The organism is Xanthomonas sp. WHRI 6108 (assembly GCF_040202385.2).
In the GTDB taxonomy this organism is placed as follows: Bacteria; Pseudomonadota; Gammaproteobacteria; order Xanthomonadales; family Xanthomonadaceae; genus Xanthomonas; species Xanthomonas arboricola.
On the sequence record NZ_CP168198.1, the window covers coordinates 3827046 to 3845176 of the forward strand.

At 66.1% G+C, this 18131-nt stretch carries 14 protein-coding genes; 8 read left to right on the forward strand and 6 right to left on the reverse strand.

The window, feature by feature from the left end:
* Window positions 1–22: 22 nt before the first annotated feature.
* Window positions 23–1372 (forward strand): MFS transporter, encoded by a 1350-nt coding sequence (locus tag ABQ039_RS16030; RefSeq protein ID WP_102255967.1) that lies wholly within the window; start codon window positions 23–25, stop codon window positions 1370–1372.
* A complete protein-coding gene (locus ABQ039_RS16035; protein ID WP_349778667.1) occupies window positions 1369–2148 on the forward strand; it encodes a substrate-binding domain-containing protein in 780 nt (259 codons plus the stop codon). Before ABQ039_RS16030 ends, ABQ039_RS16035 begins: the two co-directional genes overlap by 4 nt.
* Here ABQ039_RS16035 and ABQ039_RS16040 read toward each other — a convergent pair.
* Window positions 2140–3042: a LysR family transcriptional regulator gene (locus ABQ039_RS16040; RefSeq protein WP_026064333.1), complete on the reverse strand. Its 903-nt coding sequence runs from the start codon at window positions 3040–3042 to the stop codon at window positions 2140–2142. The genes ABQ039_RS16035 and ABQ039_RS16040 overlap by 9 nt on opposite strands.
* Before the next feature lie 365 nt (window positions 3043–3407).
* Between ABQ039_RS16040 and ABQ039_RS16045 the strand changes: the two genes are divergently transcribed.
* Both ABQ039_RS16045 and ABQ039_RS16050 read left to right on the forward strand, forming a co-directional pair.
* A complete protein-coding gene (locus tag ABQ039_RS16045) occupies window positions 3408–5528 on the forward strand; it encodes a TonB-dependent receptor (protein WP_349778666.1) in 2121 nt (706 codons plus the stop codon).
* A gap of 579 nt (window positions 5529–6107) precedes the next feature.
* Complete coding sequence (locus ABQ039_RS16050; protein WP_349778665.1) at window positions 6108–7178, forward strand: aldo/keto reductase; 1071 nt, start codon at window positions 6108–6110, stop codon at window positions 7176–7178.
* A 193-nt stretch (window positions 7179–7371) separates the two neighbouring features.
* Here the strand turns inward: ABQ039_RS16050 and ABQ039_RS16055 are convergent, their stop codons facing one another.
* From ABQ039_RS16055 to ABQ039_RS16070, 4 genes are all read right to left on the reverse strand, one after another.
* A complete protein-coding gene (locus tag ABQ039_RS16055) occupies window positions 7372–8010 on the reverse strand; it encodes a response regulator transcription factor (RefSeq protein ID WP_349778664.1) in 639 nt (212 codons plus the stop codon).
* Between the two features lie 179 nt (window positions 8011–8189).
* Window positions 8190–9239 (reverse strand): ABC transporter substrate-binding protein, encoded by a 1050-nt coding sequence (locus ABQ039_RS16060; protein WP_046344227.1) that lies wholly within the window; start codon window positions 9237–9239, stop codon window positions 8190–8192.
* Window positions 9239–10624 carry a sensor histidine kinase gene (locus tag ABQ039_RS16065; protein ID WP_039510483.1) on the reverse strand — a complete coding sequence of 462 codons (1386 nt, stop codon included), beginning with the start codon at window positions 10622–10624 and terminating at the stop codon, window positions 9239–9241. The genes ABQ039_RS16060 and ABQ039_RS16065 overlap by 1 nt, the downstream gene beginning before the upstream one ends.
* Window positions 10617–11318 (reverse strand): response regulator, encoded by a 702-nt coding sequence (locus ABQ039_RS16070; RefSeq protein WP_349778663.1) that lies wholly within the window; start codon window positions 11316–11318, stop codon window positions 10617–10619. The genes ABQ039_RS16065 and ABQ039_RS16070 overlap by 8 nt, the downstream gene beginning before the upstream one ends.
* 236 nt (window positions 11319–11554) lie before the next feature.
* On the opposite strand from ABQ039_RS16070, the gene ABQ039_RS16075 reads away from it, so the two are divergent.
* The 4 genes from ABQ039_RS16075 (at window position 11555) to ABQ039_RS16090 (ending at window position 16492) form a co-directional block, all read left to right on the forward strand.
* On the forward strand, window positions 11555–12748 hold the full coding sequence (locus ABQ039_RS16075; protein ID WP_024938964.1) for an OprO/OprP family phosphate-selective porin: 1194 nt from the start codon (window positions 11555–11557) through the stop codon (window positions 12746–12748).
* A gap of 102 nt (window positions 12749–12850) precedes the next feature.
* A complete protein-coding gene (locus ABQ039_RS16080) occupies window positions 12851–14179 on the forward strand; it encodes a CitMHS family transporter (RefSeq protein WP_024938963.1) in 1329 nt (442 codons plus the stop codon).
* 121 nt (window positions 14180–14300) lie between these two features.
* The gene (gene phbB, locus ABQ039_RS16085; RefSeq protein WP_024938962.1) at window positions 14301–15041 is read left to right on the forward strand and encodes an acetoacetyl-CoA reductase; all 741 of its coding nucleotides are present in this window, start codon (window positions 14301–14303) and stop codon (window positions 15039–15041) included.
* Window positions 15042–15460: 419 nt separating this feature from the next.
* On the forward strand, window positions 15461–16492 hold the full coding sequence (locus tag ABQ039_RS16090) for a LacI family DNA-binding transcriptional regulator (RefSeq protein WP_349778662.1): 1032 nt from the start codon (window positions 15461–15463) through the stop codon (window positions 16490–16492).
* A 179-nt stretch (window positions 16493–16671) separates the two neighbouring features.
* Here the strand turns inward: ABQ039_RS16090 and ABQ039_RS16095 are convergent, their stop codons facing one another.
* On the reverse strand, window positions 16672–17991 hold the full coding sequence (locus ABQ039_RS16095; RefSeq protein ID WP_184379220.1) for an MFS transporter: 1320 nt from the start codon (window positions 17989–17991) through the stop codon (window positions 16672–16674).
* Window positions 17992–18131 lie beyond the last annotated feature (140 nt).

Here is an 18131-nt window from a genome sequence, read left to right on the forward strand (position 1 = left end):
TCGCCTCACCTATCAGACGCACGTGCATACCTATCGTGGAGGGCGATCTATGCAGACTTCGAACCTTGAGGCAACGCGGCAGTCGAAACTGGGGATGGTGCTGAGGGTGACCTCGGGCAACTTCCTCGAGCAGTTCGACTTCTTCCTGTTTGGTTTCTACGCAACCCAGATCGCCGCGGTGTTCTTCCCGGCGAGCAACGAATTCGCCTCGCTGATGATGACCTTCGCAGTGTTTGGCGCAGGCTTTCTGATGCGCCCGCTGGGCGCGGTGATCCTGGGCGCCTACATCGACGATGTCGGCCGCCGCAAGGGCTTGATCGTCACCCTGGCGATCATGGCCAGCGGCACGGTGCTGATCGTGCTGGTGCCGGGCTATGCCAGCATCGGTTTGTGGGCACCGGCACTGGTGCTGCTCGGACGGCTGCTGCAGGGCTTCTCGGCGGGTGCCGAAATGGGCGGTGTGTCGGTGTATCTGGCCGAGATGGCCACGCCGGGGCGGCGCGGCTTCTATGCCAGTTGGCAGTCGGCCAGCCAGCAGGTGGCCATCGTCGCCGCGGCCGCCATCGGCTATGCGCTCAACCAGCTGATGCCGCCGCAGGATCTGGCGCAGTGGGGCTGGCGGATTCCCTTCGCCATCGGTTGCGTCATCATCCCCTTCATCTTTTTGCTGCGGCGGCGCCTGGAAGAGACTGCGGAATTCGCGCAGCGCACCCAGCGGGTGACGATGAAGCAGGTGATGCGCGGGCTGGCGAACAATGCCGGCACCGTGATTGCCGGCGGCTTGATGGTGGCGCTGACGACGACCGCGTTCTATCTGATCACCGTGTACGCACCGACATTCGGCAAGAGCGTGCTCAAGCTCAGCACCGGCGACGCCTTGATCGTGACGCTGCTGGTGGGCATCTCCAACTTCCTCTGGCTGCCGATCGGCGGCGCGCTCAGCGACCGCTTCGGCCGCAAGCCGTTGCTGGTGACCATGGCGGTGGTGTGCGCACTGAGCGCCTATCCGGTGCTCGCGTTCCTTGCATCCGCACCGAGCTTTGCGCACATGTTGCAGGCGCTGCTGTGGCTGTCCTTCCTCTACGGTATCTACAACGGTGCCATGATTCCCGCGCTTACCGAACTGATGCCGGCGCATGTGCGGGTGGCGGGCTTCTCGCTCGCCTACAGCCTGGCCACGGCAGTCTTTGGCGGGTTTACGCCGGTGATGTCGACCTGGCTGATCCATGTCAGCGGCGACAAGGCGGCCCCTGGGTACTGGTTGGTGTTCGCGTCGGTGTGCGCACTGTTGGCGACGCTGTTCCTGTATCGCCGGCATGGCAACGCAGCGGCAGCGACCGGCCTCGATACGGCTGCGGGAGCGGCGAAATGATGCGGGCTCTCTGGAAAAAATTGCTCGCTGCGGTTGTCACCACGGCCCTGCTGTCGCCGGCCGCAGCCGCGCAGGATCTGACCGTGATGACCTCCGGCGGTTTCACTGCCGCCTTCGAACGTCTGGCGCCGCAGTACAGCAGGCAGACCGGGGTGACGGTTGCGACACTGCACGGCCCTTCGATGGGACAGACGCCGCAAGCCATTCCCAACCGGCTTGCGCGTGGCGAGCATGCCGATGTGGTGATCATGGTGGGCAGCGCGCTGCAGAAATTGATCGATGCAGGACTGGTGGATCCGGCATCGCGGGTGGAGCTGGCCGATTCCCGGATCGGCATGGTGGTGCGCAGTGGCGCACCCAAGCCGAAGATCGATACCGTCGAGCAGTTCAAACACGCGTTGCTGCAGGCCGATTCCGTTGCCTATTCCGACAGCGCCAGTGGCGTCTATATCGAGACCACGCTGTTCAAGCAGCTGCAGATCCAGAGCCCGATGATGGCCAAGAGCCGCAAGATCGAACGCATCCCGGTGGGCTCGGTGGTGGCCGACGGCAGTTATCAGTTGGGCTTTCAGCAGATGGCCGAACTGCTCCCGGTGGCAGGCGTGGATGTTGTCGGCAAGATCCCCGAACCGCTGCAGTCGATCACGCGCTATGCGGCGGGTGTGCCGGTCAACGCGGATCATCCCGCAGCGGCCAGGCGCCTGCTTGCCTACCTGCAGTCGGGTGACGCGCAGGCGGTTGCGCGCGCGACCGGCCTGGATCCGGTCTCACCGTGAGCGCGCGGGCATCCGTCGCACCAGTTCCGCCAGCTCGAGCGCAGTCGGTGTCAGCGTCCGCCCACGGCGTTTGAGGATCCCCACGTTGCGCAACACCTCCGGTTCGACCAGCGGCACCGCCGCCAGCACCGGATGCGGGCCGGAGGGCATGGCGATCGAAGGAACGGCGGCAATGCCGACGCCGGCCTCCACCAAGCCCAGCAATGTAGTGACGTGGCGGGTTTCGCAGATGCTCGGCTGCTCCGGCGTGAATGCAGACAGCGCCCGGTCCAGCACCAGCCGGTTGCCCGAGGTCTTGTCGAGCGTGATGTAGTCATGGCCATAGGCTTCCTGCCAGCTGACCTGCTCGCGTCCGGACAGGGGATGGTCCCGGCGGCAGGCGATCACATAGCGCTCCTGCAGCAACGGCTCGAACTCGACCTCCGGTGCCAGGTTGCCGCTGAAGCTGACGCCGAAATCCGCCTCGCCGGAGGCCACTGCCGCACTGACGTGACTGGCGCTGCCATCGAACAGCCTGATGCGAATCTTCGGAAACAGCTGATGCAGCCCGTGAATCGCCTGGGGCATGAAGTAGTACGCCGCAGACGGCACGCACGCCACGGTCACCGTGCCCATCCGGCTGGATCCGGCATCGCCGATGCTCATCAACGCCATGTCCAGGTCGTCGAGCATGCGCTCGACCTGCGGCATGAACGCCTGCCCGACCGTGGTGAGCGCGACCTTGCGCGTGGTGCGCTCGAACAGCTTGACGTTCAACGCCGACTCGAGCTTGTCGATCCGGCGGCTGAGCGCCGGCTGGGTGATGCGGATGCGTTCGGCAGCGCGGCGGAAGCTGCCGTTTTCGGCAACGGCACGGAATGCCTGTAGATCGTTGAGGTCGAATTTGATGGTCACGATGCCGCGGCTGCGATGTTCGATGGCGGTCGCCATAGCATAGACAGTTGCCTGCTGCACTGCGTGCGCAGACGCCTGCAGACGCGGCGCGCGCGGCTTGCAACATTCGTGCAGGCGGTCATCGCCGCAGGAATGCACACGCCTGTTTCCGACGCAGGTGATACCTGCACGCGCGGCGCATGGCTCGGGCATCGCCGCGATGCTGCCAACGCGCGCATTCGCAGCGCACGACGCTGCGGCATGCCCAGCGTGGCGGCGCTCGCGCCTGCTAGAATGGCGATAATGATTCCCATTTAATCTTCACCTTTTGCGTTGCCGTGCATATGCTGCGTATGTGCCGACCGCGCCTTGGAGTTCCTTGCCCGATGAAGTCTCCCGTCTCCGGATCGGCCGGCATGCCGTTCGTTGCCACCTTCTGCCTGCTCGCCTCTGCCACCGCGTCCGCGCAATCGGACGTCACCGACACGCTGGACACCGTGGTGGTCGCCGCCTCGCGCTCCAACATGACCGTGGCCGAATCGCCGCAGACGGTGTTGATCATCGACAAGGCGCAGATCCAGCAGCAGCTGACGATCTCCAGCAACTCCTCCGACCTGCTCGCCAACCTGATTCCCTCGTACACGCCCAGCCGCGGCAAGATGAATGGCAGCGGCGAAACCCTGCGCGGGCGCACGCCGTTGATCCTGATCGACGGCGTGCCGCAGTCCAATCCGATCCGCCCCACCGGGCGCGAAGCGCACACCATCGACTATGCGATGGTCGAGCGCATCGAAGTCATCCAGGGCGCCAATGCCATCAACGGCCTGGGCGCCACCGGCGGCACCATCAACATCATCACCCGGCGCCCACAGGACGGCTCGTTGAACCAGCACATCGACGTGCAGGCCACCGCACCTACCTCCGAAACGCGTGCGGAAACCACCAGCGTCGAGACCCGCTACCGCGTGGACGGCCGCTCGGACAGGCTCGATTATCTGTTCTCGGCCAGCTACAGCGACCAGGGCCTGTATGTGGATGGACAAGGCCGGCCGATCGGCGCCGACAACACCCAGGGCGACCTGATGACGTCCAAGAGCTACGACGTGCTGGCCAAGCTCGGCTACGCGCTCACCGACACCCAGCGCCTGAGCGTCAGCGTCAACCGCTACCGCATCAAGAACGACAATGACTACATCGGCGTCGCCGGCAACCGCGCGCAAGGCCTGCCCACCAGCTCGGTGCGCGGCACCCCGCAAGGCACCGCGCCCTGGAACGATGTGCTGACCTCCAGCCTGTCGTACACCCATGACGATCTGGCCGGCATGCAGCTGAGCGTGATGGTGTTCAACCAGGAATTCGAAGGGCTGTTCGGTGCCGACAACTCGTCCACGTTTCAGGACCCGCGCATCGCCCCGGTCGGCACCTTGTACGACCAATCGCGTTCGGTCGCCTCCAAGTGGGGCAGCAAGATCAGCCTGACCAGGGACGACCTGCTCGACCGCCGGCTCAAGCTCACCGGCGGCGTCGACCTGCTGGCCGACACCGGCAAGCAGGATCTGTACGGCACCGGGCGGACATATGTCCCCGAGTCGGACTACCGCAATCTGTCGCTGTTCGTGCAGGGCGAATACAAGCTGCTGCCCACGCTGACCCTGCATGCCGGCGTGCGCCGCGAAGAAGCCGAGTTGCAGATCGACAGCTACCAGACGCTGTGGCGCTACAACCGGGTCGCTGTCGAAGGCGGCACGCTCGACTTCAACCAGACCCTCTACAACACCGGCCTGGTCTACACGCCGCTCGAGGGTGTGAGCTTTTTCACCAGCTATTCCGAAGGCTTCGGCATGCCGGACGTGGGCCGCGTGCTGCGCGCGATCAACACGCCGGGCACGCGCGTGGCCAGCCTGAGCACGCTGGAGCCGATCCTGACCAAGAGCGTGGAAGCGGGCACCCGCCTCACGCGCGGCGCCTTCGACGCGGACCTGAGCTACTTCCAGTCCAACTCGGACCTGGGCACGCGCGTGGTTCCGATCAACGGCGCCTTCATGATGAGCCGCGAAAAGACCCGCGTGCAGGGCGTGGACGCCAGCCTGGGCTATCGCCTGGATGCGGCACATCGCCTGCGCCTGTCCTATGCCTACACCCGTGGCCGCTACGACAGCGATAACGATGGGCAGCTGGACGCACGCCTGGATGGGCTCAACGTGGCGCCCAACCGGGTGATCGCTTCGTGGTCGGCGCAGTGGACGCCGAAGTTCTCCTCGTTCGTGCAGGCCCAGCATGCCTTCAGCCAATCCTTCGACGAGGCCGACAAGCGCTTCAGCGGCTACACGCTGGTGGATGCGACCTTCAACTACGCGTTGCCGCGTGGCGCAGTGCGCATGGGTGTGTCCAACCTGTTCGACAAGCAGTACATCACCTACTACTCGCAATCGGCCCTGGTCGAACCGCTGCGCTACTTCGCCGGGCGCGGCCGCACCATCACGCTGGGCTATTCGCTGGATTTCTGATGGCGTGGCGTGATTGTCAGCAGCGCGCGCGATACGCCTGCGCACGCGTGCCGCTGCGCATGGATGCCGATTCGTCGCGTCGTTTAGATGCAGTCAACAGCCTAGGCGGTCGAGGGCGCGGAGCCCTCGCCGCTTGCGGGACACGCCGTGAATCCGTCCGTGGAGGCTCGGTGGCGGCATCCATGCCGCCACACGGTCCCGCAAGCGGCAAGGACACCGCACAAACAGTTTGCTGGCTGTTTTATTGAAAGCCATGCGCACCAATCAACTCGACTGGTCCTTGCCGGCCCACCGTCGCGGGACCTTACGCGGCATGGATGCCGCGTAAGAGCCTACATGGACGTACTTGCGGCGTGTCCCGCGAGGGTGGGCGGGCAAGGGCCCTGCAACGAAGTCGCAGACATCAGCGTCTTGGTCGCTCAATCGCCTCCCAGTAGCGCGCATTCCTGCGTGACGATGCCGAGGTGACGATCCGGACGATCGGGCAAGGATGCCGGATCACCAGGCTCACGCCGACCCGGCGGCCCGCGGCACAGTGCATCGCAACACGCACAACGCCACTACCGGGAGACACACCGCATGAGTCAGACACTGTCGCTGGACCACTATCGCCTGCTCGGCCGCTCCGGACTGCGCGTCTCGCCACTGTCGCTGGGCACCATGACCTTCGGCGAAGACTGGGGCTGGGGCGCGGACGCGGACGAAGCCAGGCGCATCTTTGATGCGTATGCCGACCGCGGCGGCAATTTCATCGACACCGCGGTCAACTACACCAACGGCGGCTCCGAGCGCATCCTCGGCGCGCTGCTCAAGCACCGCCGCGAGCACTTCGTGCTGGCCACCAAGTTCACCATGGCGCGCGATCCGGACAACATCAACGCCGGCGGCAATCATCGCCTCAACCTGATCCGCTCGGTGGAGACCAGCCTGCGCCAGCTCGACACCGACCGCATCGACCTGCTGTACCTGCACGCCTGGGATTTCACCACCTCGCCGGAGGAAGTGATGCGCGGGATGGAGCATCTGGTGCAGTCGGGCAAGGTGCTCTACCTCGGCATCTGCAACACCCCGGCCTGGCGGGTGGCGCAGTTGCAGACATTGGCCGACCTGCGTGGCTGGTCGCCGCTGGTGGCGCTGCAGATCGAATACAGCCTGGTCGAGCGCAGCGTCGAACACGAGTTGCTGCCGATGGCACGCGAGCTGGGCCTGGGCGTGTTGCCATGGTCGCCGCTGGGCGGTGGCATCCTGACCGGCAAGTACAGCCGCGCCGATCTCTCCGACGACAACGCAGCCGAGGTCTCGACCAGCCGCAAGGGCGTGATCGCCTCGACCGGGCATCTCAATGCACGCTCGCTGGAGATCGCCGATGCGGTCGGTGCGGTCGCCGAGGAACTGGGTGCCTCGCGCTCGCAGGTGGCACTGGCCTGGACCTTGCGCAATCCGGCCGTGGTCTCGCCGGTGATGGGCGCGCGCACGCTGCAGCAGGCCGAGGACAACTTCGGTGCGCTGGAAATCGTCTTGAGCGATGAACACCTGGCTCGACTGGATCGGATCAGCGCGCTGGCGCCGATCTTTCCGGAGCGTTTCATCGGCCGGCCGATGGCGCAGCAGCTCATCTACGGCACCTACAAGGTGCAGTTACGCAGTTGATGGATACATCGCCGACGGACGATCCGTCGGCAGCGATGCACTGCCTCACGTGCAATGATCTTTCACCGACAACGGCACGACCGATCAATCCGTCGCGTCATCGCGCGTTTGCATCGCCGTTCTGCAAGGCGCTGCGTCCCAGCACGTCATCGTCATCGCAAAACACGATGCAGCACACGATCACCAGGAGCGATCAGCCCTCGCCTTCCGGCTCCAGCGCCTTGACCAGCACTGCCGCCTGCGTGCGGCTGTAGCAATCCAGCTTCTTCAGGATGGCGGTGACGTGCACCTTGACAGTGTTCTCGGCCAGCCCGAGTTCGTGCGCGATCTGCTTGTTGAGCAGGCCGTCGGCCAGGCTCAGCAGCACGCGGAACTGTTGCGGGGTGAGCTGGGCGAGCTTGGAGGCCAGTTGCGCGTCGGCCTCCGAGCGCTCGGCGGTCATCGGCGGGAACCAGGTGCCGCCCTCCAGCACGCTGGCCACCGCAGTGCCGATCGATTCGGCCGGGGTGGATTTGGGAATGAAGCCGGCCGCGCCGAACTGCTGCGCGCGCCGGATCACGCGTGGGTGATCGTTGGAGGAGATCACCACCACCGGGATGTCCGGATGCTCGCCACGCACGTGCAGCAGTGCCGAGAAGCCGCGTGCGCCGGGCATCGCCAGGTCCAGCAGCACCAGCTCGGCCTGGGGGTGCGAGCGCAGCATCGCGCTCAGCGTGACGGCGCTGGAGGCCTCCACCACGTCGGCTTGCGGCAGGGTCTGCTGCAGCACATGGATCACGGCGGCACGGAACAACGGGTGGTCGTCGGCGACGAGGATGGTGAGATCGGCCATGCGCCAAGTCTGGCACATGGCTGTGTCGGTTTCCCGCGTCCGGGCATCCATCCCCGCCTCGCTACGCGGGCATCCGGCCTGCCGGGCAGCCAGCATGGGCGTGGAAATCGCCGCCTCCATGCCCTGCACGCCAAGGCCGGCAGCGCGCGCCGCGCCGGCAAACAATCGTTATTGCTCGCCTAGCGCGGCGGCTGCGTGCTGGCCCGCCAGGCATCCAGGAACTGCCGGCGTTTGAGCTTGTCCAGATACACCAGCAGGCCGGGGCCAAGCGGGATCGGCCGGAACGGCGGCTGCGCCGAGCCGCCACGGCCGCCGGCGGCCGGCAGGATAGGCATCAGCCGCGCCTCGCGCGAGAGCACCTGCTGGCCGCGCGGCGAGAGCAGGTAATCCAGGAACCTGCGCGCCTCCGGCGCGTGCGGTGCAGTCCTGGGGATCACCGCAGTGCGCAAGGCTACCAGCGTGTAGTCCTGCGGCTGCACGATGCCCAGCGGCGCGCCGGCGTCGATGCGCGTCTGCGCGTAGGAGCCGAGCACGTTGTAGGCCAGCAGCAGCTCGCCACGGCTGACGCGGTCGAGCAAGGTGCCGGTGCGTTCTTCCAGCCTGACCTGGTTGGCCCCCAACGCGGCCAGCAACGCGCCGGCAATGCTGCCGACCTGCCCGTCCTGGGTGGCGAACAGATAGCCCACGCCGCTGCGCTCGACATCGTAGGTGCCAACCCGGCCGCGCAGCGGCGCGTCGGGCGCGCGCAGCAAGGCCAGCAACTGCCGGCGTGTGCGCGGCACCCGCGCGGCCGCCAGCTTGCGTGTGTTGTAGACGATCGCCACCGGCTCGTAGCTGATGCCGAACACTTCGTGCCGCCACTGCGCCCAGGCCGGCAACGCTTCGGTCTGCGCGGAGCGATGCGCGAGCGCGTGGCCGTCGTTCACCAGCTTGGTCTGCAGGTCCATGCTGGCGCTGATCAGCATGTCGGCGGCAGGCGTGGCCTTGCCCGGATGCAGATAGCGCTCGTAGATATCCCAGGCAATCACGTCCTCGTAGATCACCTCGGTGCCCGGATGCAGGCGCTGGTAGTCCTGGATGACCGCACCGAACACTTCCAGATCGGTGGAGCCTTGCACGCGTAATTGCGCCTGCTTCGGGCCGTGCGCGGGAAACACCCGCACATCGCCGGGCGCGGCGCGCGCAACAACCGGCGCCAGCAAGACCACCATCAGCAACAGCACGCGCATCACCGCGTCCCTCCAGGAAAATGCAACGAGGCGATCAGCCCGCCACCGACGCGGTTGCTCAGATCGATGCGCCCGCCGTGCGCTTCGACCACGCGCTTGACGATGGCCAGCCCCAGCCCCGCGCCGCCGGCCGGCGCATCCGGCCCGCGGACGAAACGCTCGAACACGCGCTCGGCTTCGGCGGCGGGAATGCCGGGGCCATGATCGGCGATGGTCAGCACGTGATGGCTGCCGTCGCTGGTGAGCGCCACCTGCAACGGCGCCCCGGCACCGTATTTGCAGGCGTTGTCGATCAGGTTCTTCAGCGCCTCGCGCAGCAGCAATGCATCGCCGCGCAATAGCGCCGGTTGCGGGTCGATCGCCAGGTGCACGCGCGGTGCGCCGTCGCTGCGCGGCAAGGCCTCGTGCAAGGCCTGGTGCAGCACTTCGGCCAGGTCCACGGTGGCAAAGCGCTGCAGGTTGGCGCGGTGGATCACGCTGGCGTCGCTGAGCAATTGATTGAGCAGCCGGCTCATATGGCTGGCATTGCGCTCGATCGCCACCAGGCTGCGTTGCATCTCGCGCGGGTCGTCGTCGTCCATCGCCAGCTGCGCCTGCGCGCGCAAGGCGGCCAGCGGCGTGCGCATCTGGTGCGCGGCTTCGGCCATGAAGGCGCGCAGGGTTTCGTTGCTGGACGACAGCCGCGCCATGAAGCGGTTGAGCGCGGTCACCATCAACTGCATTTCCTGCGGCGCCGGCACGCTGAGCGGTTTCAGGTCGGAGGGCTCGCGCCGCGACAGGTCGCGCTCGATACGCTGCAACGGGCGCAGGGCGCGATACACGCCCAGCCACACCAGGCCCAGGGCGAGCAGCGACAGCACGCCGATCGCCACCAGCGCGTTGAGCACCACATCGCGTGCCACCGCATCGCGCGCGCGCCGGGTCTGACCGACCTGCACGCGCACCTCGCCCTGCCCGGAGGCCGATGCCACCCGATGCATCACCACCGCAAAGCGCACCGGCTCGCCGCTGTAGTCGGCATCGAACAGCACCGGGCGCTCGTCGCCGGGCGCACGCGCCGGCAACGGCAAGCTCTCTTCGCCGGTGATGGTGCGGCCTTGCGCATCGAACACGCGGTAGAACACGCGGTCTTCCGGTGCCATGCCGAGCAGGTCCAGCGAGGCATACGGCAGGTCCACCTGCCAGTCGCCGCCGACCAGCGCCACGCTGTCGACGATGGACAGGGCCGAGGACACCAGCAGGTGGTCGTAGGAGCGGTTGGCGGCCCGCTCGCCGTAGTCGCGTGCGGCAAAGAACAGCACCACCGCGCCCAGCACCGACAAGCTGCCCAGATACAGCAGCAAGGTGCGCCGGATCGACGGTGCCACCATGCGCGGCTCAGCCATCGACGCCCGGCTCCACCGGCGCATGCGGATCGGCTTCTTCGAGCTTGTAGCCGGCGCCGCGCACGGTGATGATGCGCAACGGCGCTCCCGCCAGCTTGCGACGCAGGCGGCCGACATACAGCTCGATCGCATTCGGCCCGGCATCGTCGTCGAAACCGAACAAGCCGTTGCCGATCTCGTCCTTGCCCACCACATGGCCCAGGCGCCCGATCAGGATCTCGAACAGGCGGTATTCGCGATTGGGCAACTCGATCGGCACCCCGTCCAGCACCAGCGTGTGCGCGGCGTTGTCGAACACGAACCCGCCGATCTGCACCACCTCGCTGGCCTGCCCGCGGTTGCGCCGCAGCAGCACCCGGCAACGCGCCTCGAACTCGCGGAAATCGAACGGCTTGCCCAGGTAGTCGTCGGCCCCGACATCCAGTGCCTGCACGCGGTCTTCGATGCCATCGCGCGCGGTCAGCATCAGCACCGGCGTGGTATCGCCACGCTCGCGCATCCCGGCCAGCACGCGCAGTCCATCCAGCTTGGGCAGGCCGATATCCAGCACCACCAGATCGAAGCTCTGATAGCGCAGCACACTCGCCGCCGCCAGGCCATCGGACTGCCAATCCACCGCATGCCCGCTACGGCGCATGCGCCGCACGATGGCATCGGCGAGATCGGCGTTGTCTTCGACTAGCAGCAGGCGCATGGGCGGGGATTGGGGAGTCGGGATTGGGAATTCGCAAAGGCGGTTGGCCGCGGCCGGAAGGTAACAGGCCACGCAAACAAAAGCTTCTTTGACTCTTGCCAATCCCGACTCCCCAATCCCCGCCCCAAACGACAGGTTCATGACAGCTTCACCGGACTAGGCTGCTGCCAACGCGCCGCAGCGTGCTTGTGCGGTGCATCGCTGAACGTGATTCACACATGTACCTGGGAGGGTCTGTGAGCAACGACACCTTGCGTCTGCGCGTCTTCACCACCTGCGCCGCGCTGTGCCTGGCACCGGCCGCGCATGCGGCCGAGGGCGACGGCCCGGTCACCGCCGAGGTGGGTGGGCGCGTGCACTGGGACTTCACCGTGTTCGACAACGACGAACGCGGCACGCCCGAGCGCAACGACACCCAGTTCCGCCGCGTGTGGCTGGATGTGGCCGGCAAGTTCTACGGTTTCACCTACAAGGCCGAGGCGGAATTTGCCGGCCTGCAATACGAGTCCGGCAGCCGCGGCATCCTGGCGCGCGATGTGTACATCGCCAAGAAGTTTTCCGCCGGTACGCTGACCGTGGGCCAGTTCAAGCAGTACTTCTCGCTGGACGATCGCACCGGCTCCAACTACGGCCCGTTCCTGGAACGCGGCTATGCCTCCACCACGCTGGCGCCGATCTATCGCAAGGCGATCTCCTGGCAAGCCAATCGCCCCGATGCGACCTGGTCCACCGCGGCCTACAGCCTGGAAAGCATCGACAATTCCTCGACCAAGGGCGGCGCGCTCGGCACGCGGCTGACCTTCGCACCGGAGATGGGCGAGGCACGGCTGCGCCACCTGGGCGTGTCGCTGGCGCACGAGCGCTATTCGCATCCCGGCAGCGGCGGCGCGGCGTCCCTGCTGATCCGTCCACGTCCGGAAAACGATCTGGCCAACAACAGCCGCATCACCCTGGCGCGCTTTGCCGATGGCCGCGATACCGATTTCGACAAATGGTCGCTGGAATACGCCGAAGTGCTGGGCCCTTGGTCGTGGCAGAGCGAATTCAGCGGCGGCCTGCTCGACGACGGCTCCCAGCATGCCAAGGTGTTGGCCAGCTACGGCCTGGTCAGCTGGTTCGTCACCGGCGAGTCGCGCGGCTACGACCGCAAGACCGGACGTTTCAGCCGGATCAAGACGCCCAATCGTCCCTCCGGCGCGTTCGAGCTGGCCTTGCGCTACGACTACATGCGCGGCGATCAGCATCTGGATGGCCAACCCGACTTCATCAATGCCAGCACGCAGTCGTGGACGCTGGGCGGCAACTGGTATTTCAAGCCGAACCTGCGCGTGATGCTCAATGTGATCGACAGCCGCAACCGCGACCGCATGGCCGATGCGGTGGTCGATCACACGCTGGCGGTGACCGGCCGCTTCCAGTACGACTTCTGACCGTTTGCCTGACCTTCGCACGATGCGTCACCGCTGCCGCAATGCACCCGCCGCCGCGCGCTCCACTCTCCCCCTGCTGTACGCCTCAAAGGATTTGCCCGCATGCTGACCGCGCTCGGTTTCGGAATGGTGATCACCTTCATGTACCTGATCATGAGCAAGCGGCTGTCGCCGCTGGTGGCTCTGATCACGGTGCCGATCGTGTTCGCGCTGCTGGGCGGCTTCGGCACCGGCATCAACGAGATGATGCTCGACGGCATCAAGAAGATCGCGCCCACCGGCGTGATGCTGATGTTCGCCATCCTCTACTTCGGCGTGATGATCGATGCCGGCCTGTTCGATCCGCTGGTCGGCCGCATCCTGCGCCTGGTCAAGGGCGATCCGCTGAAGATCGTGATGGGCACAGCAATCCTGGCAATGCTGATCTCGCTCGACGGCGATGGCTCCACCACCTACATGATCACCGTGTCGGCGATGCTGCCGCTGTACCAGCGCCTGGGCATGAACGCGCTCAACCTCACCTGCGTGACCATCCTGGCCAGCGGCGTGATGAACCTGACCCCGTGGGGCGGCCCCACCGCGCGTGCCGCCACCGCCCTGCATGTGGATCCGGCCGATGTATTCGTGCCGCTGGTGCCGGCGATGGCGATGGCGATCGCCGGCATCCTCACGCTGGCCTGGTTTCTGGGCATGCGCGAACGGCGCCGCCTGGGCGTGGTGCGCCTGCCGGCCGACGGCAACTGGCTGGACACCAGCATCCCCGAAGAAAGCGATGCACTGCCGCGCGTGGAAGACACCGAGGACATGAAGCGGCCCAAGCTGCTGTGGGTGAACCTGCTCCTGACCCTGGCGCTGATGGCCGCGCTGGTGGTCGGCGTGCTGCCGATGCCGGTGCTGTTCATGATCGGCTTTGCGCTGGCACTGATGATCAACTACCCCAACCTGGCCGAGCAGCGCCGCCGCCTGGTCAATCACGCCGGTAACGTGCTGTCGGTGGTGTCGCTGATCTTCGCCGCCGGCATCTTCACCGGCATCCTGTCCAACACCGGCATGGTCGAAGCGATGTCGCGCAGCTTCCTGGCGGTGATCCCGGACAGCTGGGGCCCGTATCTGGCGGTGATCACCGCGATCGTCAGCATGCCGTTTACGTTCTTCATGTCCAACGACGCGTTCTACTTCGGCGTGCTGCCGATCCTGTCCGAGGCCGCCGGCCACTACGGCATCACCCCGGTGGAAATGGCGCGCGCCTCGCTGGCCGGGCAACCGGTGCATCTGCTCAGCCCGCTGGTGCCATCGACCTATCTGCTGGTCGGCCTGGCCAAGGTCGACTTCGCCGACCATCAACGCTTCACGCTGAAGTGGGCAGTGCTGATCTCCCTGCTGATGTTGGCGGGTGGGTTGCTGTTTGGCCTGTTTCCGTTGGCGCGCTAGCCGCGCGCCGGGATTCGGCATTCGGGATTGGGGATTCGCCAAAGCCAGAGCGAACCAATGCCCGCTGTTACGAATCCCCTCATCCCCAATCCCGAATCCCAACTCCGAAGGAGTTCAAGCAATGACACTTCGCATCGCATACGTCACCAGTGGCATGGGCAGTGTGGGTACCGCGATCTGCCAGAAGCTGGCGCGCAGCGGGCATACCGTAGTCGCCGGTTGCGGGCCCAATTCGCCGCGCAAGACCTCCTGGCTGCGCGAACAGCGCGAGCAGGGCTTCGAGTTCGTCGCCTCCGAAGGCAATGCCGCCGATTGGGATTCCACCGTGGCCGCGTTCGCCAAGGTCAAGGCCGAGGTCGGCGAGATCGATGTGCTGGTCAACAACGCCGGCGGTAGTCGCGACACCTTGTTCCGGCAGATGAGCCGCGACGACTGGAACGCGGTGATCGCCAGCAACCTGCATTCCCTGTTCAACATTACCAAGCAGGTGGTCGACGGCATGACCGCGCGCGGCTGGGGACGCATCGTCAACATCGGCTCGGTCAGTGCGCACAAGGGCCAGATCGGGCAGATCAATTTCGCCACCGCCAAGGCGGCGATGCATGGCTTCAGCCGCGCCCTGGCGCAGGAAGTGGCCTCGCGCGGGGTCACCGTCAACACCATCTCGCCGGGCTATATCGCCAGCGCCTCGATCAGCAGTTTCCCACCCGACGTGCTCGACCGCCTGGCCACCTCGGTGCCGATCCGCCGGCTCGGCAAACCGGCCGAAGTCGCCGGGCTGTGCGCCTGGCTCGCCTCCGATGAGGCCGCCTACGTGACCGGCGCCGACTATGCGGTCAACGGCGGGCTGTACATGGGTTGAGAGCCGCTGGCAGACCGTAGCGAGCAATCGTCAGCTCGATACAGACGGCGCGTCCGAGCAGGACTGTGCGGAGGAGACATGCGGTTCCAGCGCCGAGCGCGCCGGCCGGGCGCTGAGCGCAGTCCTTGCTGGTGGCGGTGAAGCATCACCGCTCTGACGCATCACTGCTCTGATGCTTGACTGCTCTGAAGCCTCATTTCCCCTGAAGCCTCGCTGCTCTGAAGCCTCACTCCCCTGAAGCCTCACCGCTCCACCCCCGCGCTAGTCGTGGCCGCTGTCATGCACGCCCCGCGCGCCTGCCGCTTGCATGCAGGTGCGTGATTGCGTTTGACCAGCGCGCACAAGCGGGCGCCACTGCGTCGATCAACCCGCCTCCAGCGCGAACTGATTACACTCGGCGTTTTCCGCACTGCGCTGACATGGCCAAACCTTCAGAACGCGCCACGCCGGGTGCCCGCCCGCAGATGGCCGACATCGCCCGCATGGCGGGCGTGTCCGAATCCACCGTGTCGCGTGCCCTGGCCGGCAGCCCGGTGGTGGCCGAGCGGACGCGTGCGTACATCAAGCAGATTGCCGCCGATGCCGGCTACCAGGTCGATCCGATCGCGCGCAGCCTGCGCGCCAAACGCTCCAACACGGTGAGCGTGGCGGTGCCGATGATGCATGCGCTGGACCAGCCGCTATCGGACCCCTTCATGATGACGATGCTGGCGCTGCTGGCCGAGGAACTGACCGGGCGTGGCTACAGCATGCTGCTGTCCAAGCTCGACCGGCATCAGGACGGGTGGGTGGAACAACTCACACGCGGCAGCCGCTCCGATGGCGTGATCGTGCTGGGGCAAAGTTCCGAACATGCCGCGCTGGACGAAGCCGCGCGCGATGGCCTGCCGATGGCGGTCTGGGGCAGCCGCATCGACGGGCAGTCGTATATCAGCGTGGGCAGCGACAATTTCCAGGGCGGCGCGCTGGCCACCGAACATCTGATTGCCAGCGGCCGTCGCCGCATCGCCTTTCTCGGCGACGACCAGTTGCCCGAGGTTGCACCGCGCTTTGCCGGCTATCGCCATGCACTGCAGCGGCACGGGCTGGAGTTCGATACGCGCCTGCATGCGCGCAGCCACTTCCTCAGCGAAGATGCCTACCGCCTCACCCGCGCGATGCTCAAGAAGACCGATCCGCCGGACGGGTTGTTCGCCGCCTCCGATGTGATTGCGGTCGGTGCGATCCGCGCCCTGGTCGAAGCCGGGCATCGCGTGCCGCAGGACATCTCGCTGGTGGGCTTCGACGATATTCCGCTGGCCGCCTACAGCCAACCGCCGTTGACCACGGTGCGGCAGGACCTGGGCCTGGCCGCGCGCCTGCTGGTGGACCGGCTGCTGGCGTTGATCGGCGGCGAGGCGGTGGAGTCGGTGGAGATGCCGGTGAAGTTGGTGGTGCGTGAGTCGGCGTGAGGCCGGGATTGGGGAATCGGGAATCGGGAATCGGGAATCGGGAATCGGGAATCGGGAATCGGGAATCGGGAATCGTAAGAGCGTGCGTGATGGCGTGCGGTGCATAGCTACGCGTTGCTGCCCGCGTGATCGCGGTCGGTTGCTTCAGTACGCAGCGACACAGACGTAACGCGTCGCGGCTACACCACTGCTGCCTTGGGCTTGCGGACGCGTACGCATAGCATCGCCACTGCGGCGGCCAGCATCAGTGCGCCGGCCAGGCGGATCACGTTGCGTGGGTCGCCGTGCAACAACCACTCGTAGTACAGCGGCAAGGTGACGATCTGGATCAGCATCGGCAGCACGATGAACAGGTTGAACAGGCCCATGTACACGCCGGTACGCTCGGGCGGAATGCTGTCGGCCAGCATCAGGTACGGGTTGCCCATCATGCTGGCCCAGGCGAGCCCGATGCCGATCATCGGCAGCAGCATCAGCCAGCGGTCCTGGATGCCCGGCAACACCCACATGCCCACACCGGCCGCGACCAGACAAGCCGCATGCGTGTACTTGGGGCCGATGCGGCGCACCACCGGCACCATCCCAAACGCAGCCAGAAACGCGACGAAGTTATAAAACCCGCCGATCTGCCCATTGACCAGGCCGGCCTGGCGGAAGCCATGCGAATCGGCTTCGGTGGTGCCGAACAAGCTGGTCGATAGCGACAGCACGATGTACTGCCAGTAGCAGAAGATCGCGTACCACTGGAACAGCATCACCGGCGCGAGCTGGCGCATGGTCAGCGGCATTGCGCGCAGGGCGCCGTAGATTTCGCGCACTGTGGCGCCCAGGCCGGCACCGGTCTGGCGCATCCGCGCGATCTCTGCCGGCGCAAGCACCGGCTCGCGCACGCTGCGCGCGGTGAGCAGGATCGAGGCCGCAGAAAATCCCGCACCGATCACGAAGGCGGCGATGGTGACATAGGGAATGTGGTGCGCATTGGCGGCGTCCTGGTTCATGCCCATCCACACCAGCAACGGCGGGGTGAGATAGGCCAGCGTCTGCGCAAGCCCGGTGAACGCGCTTTGGGTGAGATAGCCCAGCGGCCGCTGCGGTGGCGCCAGCACATCGCTGACCAGCGCACGGTATGGCTCCATCGCCACGTTGTTGGCCGCATCCAGGATCCACAGCAGGCACACCGCCATCCATAGCGCAGTGCTGAACGGCATCGCCAGCAGGCACAGGCTGCACACCAGCGCGCCCAGCACCATGTACGGCATGCGCCGGCCCCAGCGGGTCACCGAGCGGTCGCTCCACGCGCCGACGAACGGCTGCAGTACCAGCCCGGTGATCGGCCCGGCCAGCCACAGGTACGGCAGGCTCGCGTGATCGGCGCCCAGATAGTTGTAGATCGGGCTCATGTTGCTCTGCTGCAGGCCAAAGCTGTATTGCACGCCGAAGAAGCCGGCGTTGAGCGCCAGGATGCGCGCGAAGGAGAACGGAGTGGCGGTCGACGACATGCAGAACCCTGGGCATCGGTGCGGCTCCCAGTGGCCGCAGCGCACTGTACCCTGCCGTCTTTGCAATCGATTGTAACGCTGCGCCGCAACACGTTTCCGCTTGTCGAAACATGAGCGAGCGAGCCGGAAAATGATGCTGC